This is a genomic window from Flavobacterium sp. (genome assembly GCF_036405015.1).
Lineage (GTDB): Bacteria > Bacteroidota > Bacteroidia > Flavobacteriales > Flavobacteriaceae > Flavobacterium.
In genome coordinates this window covers 1-3336 of record NZ_DASWYK010000113.1, presented here as the reverse complement: position 1 = coordinate 3336, position 3336 = coordinate 1, and the positions used below count along the sequence as shown (strand labels likewise).

General features: G+C 32.5%; 3 protein-coding genes. All 3 read right to left on the bottom strand.

Translation table 11 applies throughout. The features are described from left to right. Positions 1–132: 132 nt before the first annotated feature. Entirely contained in the window at positions 133–756 is a 624-nt protein-coding gene (locus tag VGE71_RS08665) for a bifunctional nuclease family protein (protein ID WP_144215630.1), read from the bottom strand. A 164-nt stretch (positions 757–920) separates the two neighbouring features. After that, positions 921–1889, bottom strand: coding sequence for an electron transfer flavoprotein subunit alpha/FixB family protein (locus VGE71_RS08660; protein ID WP_331137965.1), 969 nt, complete (start codon positions 1887–1889; stop codon positions 921–923). Between the two features lie 139 nt (positions 1890–2028). Continuing rightward, positions 2029–2775, bottom strand: coding sequence for an electron transfer flavoprotein subunit beta/FixA family protein (locus tag VGE71_RS08655; RefSeq protein ID WP_144215628.1), 747 nt, complete (start codon positions 2773–2775; stop codon positions 2029–2031). Between the last annotated feature and the right edge of the window lie 561 nt (positions 2776–3336).

Below are 3336 nucleotides of genomic sequence, written 5' to 3'. Positions count from 1 at the left end.
CTTTTTGATTTCCGTTTTCTAAAACGTGTTTTACTAAATCTAAATATTGTTTCATTTGTTTGTTTATTCGGTTATTCGTTTAATTGTTTAATCGATTTAACGAATAAACGGTTCAACGATTAAACATTGAATTTATCTTCTAGAGATTTCGTCTCTGATTTTGGCAGCTTTTTCGTAATCTTCTTGCGAAACGGCTTGATCTAAAAGATCGTTTAATTCCTGTAAAGTATGTTTTGCATAAACATCTCCAGATTGATTGGTTTCTTCTTCGTGTCCAAAAGTTTCTGGATTAGAAAGTACATCGTCAATTTCCTGAGCGCCCTGATCTGTATCGGCTGTATTTGATTTTAAATAAATTCCGGCTTTGTCTAAGATGTTTTTATAAGTGAAAATCGGTGCATTGAAACGTAGCGCCAAAGCAATTGCATCAGAAGTTCTGGCATCGATTATTTCTTCGATTTTGTCTCTTTCACAAATTAAACTAGAGTAAAAAACACCATCAACAAGTTTGTGAATGATTACCTGTTTTACCACTATATCAAATCTTTCTGCAAAGTTTTTGAATAAATCATGCGTTAACGGACGAGGTGGTTTTATTTCTTTTTCTAAGGCAATAGCTATTGACTGAGCTTCAAAAGCGCCAATAACAATAGGCAATTTTCTTTCACCATCAACTTCATTCAGAATTAAGGCATAAGCGCCATTTTGAGTTTGGCTGTATGAAATTCCTTTTATAGATAATTTTACTAGACTCATATATGTTTGTAAAAGTGGTAGTTACGACCACAGTTTTATGCTTTTTTTGATTGAAAAATAAAGGTGCAATTTTAGTCAAAAAATATGGAACAAAAAAGCTGCCTTAAAACAAAGATACGATTATCTTGTTTTTAGGCAGCTATATTTTTTGAGAGAATTTTAAATTAAGAATGCTGAGCTTTGAAAGCTTTTAATTTCTCTGTTAATTGCGGTACAATTTCAAAAGCGTCTCCAACAATTCCGTAATCAGCTACTTTAAAGAAAGGAGCTTCAGGGTCATTGTTGATTACAACTTTTACTTTTGAAGAGTTGATTCCGGCGATATGCTGAATTGCTCCTGAAATACCTATGGCAATATATAAATTTGTTGCAACTGGTTTTCCTGTTTGTCCAACATGCTCGCTGTGAGGTCTCCATCCTAAATCTGAAACAGGTTTAGAACATGCTGTTGCAGCGCCTAAAACTTCAGCTAAATTTTCAACTAGTCCCCAGTTTTCTGGACCTTTTAATCCACGTCCGCCAGAAACTACGATATCAGCATCAGCAATAGAAACTTTTCCAGAAACTTTCTCTACAGATTCTACTTTTACACCAAAATCATTGTCTCCGATAGTTGGATTAAAATCTTCTGCTGTTGCAGCTCCTGCGCTTTCAAAAATTCCATAAGAGTTTTTCGCTAAACCAAGAACTTTTACATCTGTAGCTATTTCAGTAATATTGAAAGCTTTGTTTGAAAAAGCATTTCTTTTTACCTGGAATGGTGAAGTGCTAACAGGCAATCCAACAACATTTGAAGCAAAACCTGCATTTAGAGCTACTGCGACTAATGATGAAAGGTAAATACTATCTGTTGTAGAAGAAAGTAAAACTACTTTCGTTCCTTCTTTTTCAGCAGCTTGTTTGATTACATCAGCGTAAGCTTTAGCTGTAAAACCAGCTAATTTATCGTTTGTTACTTTTAAAACTTTATCTACTCCGTATTTGCCTAGCTCGCTTACATCGCTGATGTTTACTGTTAAAGCAGTAACGGTTGTTCCTAAACTTTCTGCTACTTTTTTAGCGTAAGAAGCTAATTCGAAAGCAACTTTTTTAAATTTTCCTTCTGCAGATTCTGCATATATTAATATTGACATAATAATTTTAGATTTTAGATTTTAGATTTCAGATTTCAGATTTTTGAAGCTGAAATCTAAAATGATTATTGATTTTAGATTTTGAAGTGTATCAAAATGTAGATTTAGTATTGCAATCTGCAATCTAAAATCTACAATCTTAAATCACCTTAGCTTCGTTGTGTAATAAATTGATCAACTCATCTAAATTATCTGCAGAAACTAATTTTACTGCCGATTTTGGAGCTGGTTTTTCAAATTTTACCGCTTTTGTATTTACAGGTGCATCTACTGGCTCAAGAATTGTTAAAGCTTTGGTTCTTGCTGTCATAATTCCTCTCATGTTAGGAATGCGAAGGTCTTTTTCTTCGACAAGACCTTTTTGAGCTCCAATAATTAATGGAAGGGTAGTGCTCACAGTTTCTTTTCCACCATCGATTTCTCTAACTGCTTTTACGTTGTTTCCGTCAACAGTTAAAGCTGTACAAGAGTTTAAGAAGTTAGATCCTAAAATTCCAGCAATCATTCCTGGAACCATTCCTCCGTTATAATCTAAAGATTCTTTTCCAGCAATTACAAGATCGTAACCTCCATTTTTAATTACTTCTGCCAATTGTTTTGCAACGAAAAATCCATCAGTTGGATTTGCGTTTACACGAATTGCTTCGTTTGCACCAATTGCCAATGCTTTACGCAAAGTTGGTTCAGTATCAGGACCTCCAACGTTTACAACAGTTACGTTTGCTCCTTGTTGTTCCTGAAACCAGATTGCACGAGTCAATCCAAATTCGTCGTTAGGGTTAATTACATATTGTACGCCGGCTGTATCAAATTCTGAATCACCGTTGGTAAAGTTAATTTTAGAAGTAGTATCAGGCACATGGCTGATGCAAACTAGTATTTTCATAAGTATATATTTTGAATTTATAATATGCTTTTACAAATTTAGAATTTAATTTGGAATAATTATATTATGCATGCATAATATTTTTTAAAACTATTACGATTTCGCAGATTGTATGGTTTTAGATGGTTTTTATCGGGATTTAAAAATAAAAAAATATTCTTTTCGTCTGATTATTAGGAATTTTGTAATATTTGGAGTGACAAAGTAGAAATAAATTTTGTAGCGTTAATACTAACTTTTTGTTTTTTGCGTTCTATGAATAGATTTTAGGAAGAATAAGAATTTCAACAAATAGACTAAAGTTTGTCTAAAAAATATTTAGGATAAAATAAATACAGCTTATATGTTATTATATCGATTTCGTAAATATCACAATAAACTTAAAAAAGTTAAAAGCTAAAGATGTACAGCAGTTCATGTGATTTTAAATTCAATTTATGCTTTTAAGTTATTTAAAATATTTATTTTTGCTCTTCAGAAAATTCAACATACAATATAAAATATGAGAACAATACAATTTAGAGAGGCCATTTGCGAAGCGATGAGCGAAGAAATGCGTCG